Origin of the sequence: Microbispora sp. GKU 823 (genome assembly GCF_002027145.1) — a bacterium.
GTDB classification, from domain to species: domain Bacteria; phylum Actinomycetota; class Actinomycetes; order Streptosporangiales; family Streptosporangiaceae; genus Microbispora; species Microbispora siamensis.
The window spans coordinates 1-1127 of record NZ_MWJN01000256.1 but is presented as its reverse complement, the minus strand read 5'-3'; the positions used below and the strand labels follow the sequence as shown (position 1 = coordinate 1127).

The window sequence follows — 1127 nt, the reverse complement described above, 5'->3', positions numbered from 1 at the left end:
ACACCACACGATCTTGCCCCGATCCGGCGCCGAATAGTGGCCCAGCGCCGGGCCAGGCTGCCGACCAGCACGAGCCCCCGGCCGCTCTCGCCCAGCTCGCCTCCCACCTCGCCGCGCGGCGCCGGCTCACGGTCGCTGACGTCCCACACCTCGATGAACAGGCTGCGCCGCCCCGGCGCCACCCTCACCCGCAACGCCACCGTACGCAGGGCCACCGGGAACATCGACGAGGCCACCGGCGGGCTGACCACGGCGTCCGTCGCCCGCACCGCGTTCGTCACCAGCTCGGAGACGACCAGCTCCGCGGTCTCGGCCAGATCCGCGAGCTCCCACCCCCGCAACTGGCACCGTACGAACGCGCGCGCCCGGCGCGGGGCGGTCGCGGCCGACCCGAACACCTTGTACGCGGTCCTGCGGCCCTCCTGCGAAGGGAAGGGAGAGATCAGCATCGCGCCGGCCGGGCCTGGACGAACCGGCCGGCGAGGACCGGAACGGCCGGTCGGGGAAAACCCATGCCTCCGATCATCTGTCATTAACGGCTGCAAAGTGGCCGGCTTCACGGCATTCGCCTGACTTTCTCCTTCCGCTCACCCGTCAGACACCGCCGTACCTGACAGCAGATGACAGGAACATCCGGCAGGCTGGACACATGAACGGACACGCCACCGGCACCTTCGACATCACCAACTGGACCGACCTGACCACCGAGGAGAAGGCAGGCGCCACCTTCGGCCGCAACCACATCGCCAAGACCTTCCACGGCGACCTCGTCGGCACCAGCACCACCGAGATCCTCACCATCGTCACCCCAGAAGGCCCCGCCGCCTACGTCGGCGTCGAACACTTCGAAGGCACCCTCCACGGCCGCAAGGGCACCTTCGCCCTCCAGCACAGCGCCGCCAGCCACAACGGCGAACAGTGGATGAAATGGCAGATCGTCCCCACCAGCGGCACCGGCGAACTGGCCGGCCTCACCGGCGAGGGCACCATCCGCGCGGAGGACGGCCACCACTACCTCCTCGACTACACCCTGCCCGACGCCTAACCGGCCCCCATCCGGGTAGCCGCCGGTCCATGGTGAAATCCGCTGACCGGCGGCCCGCGGACGACTCCGCCGCCGCCGCACG

At 70.2% G+C, this 1127-nt stretch carries 2 protein-coding genes; one reads left to right on the top strand and one right to left on the bottom strand.

All coding sequences use genetic code 11. From position 1 onward, the window contains the following. A partial coding sequence (locus tag B1L11_RS44610) for an ATP-binding protein (protein ID WP_079321127.1) occupies positions 1-449 on the bottom strand: 449 nt, incomplete at its 3' end. Between the two features lie 200 nt (positions 450-649). Here B1L11_RS44610 and B1L11_RS44605 point away from each other — a divergent pair. Next, on the top strand, positions 650-1045 hold the full coding sequence (locus B1L11_RS44605; RefSeq protein ID WP_079321126.1) for a DUF3224 domain-containing protein: 396 nt from the start codon (positions 650-652) through the stop codon (positions 1043-1045). Positions 1046-1127: the final 82 nt, after the last annotated feature.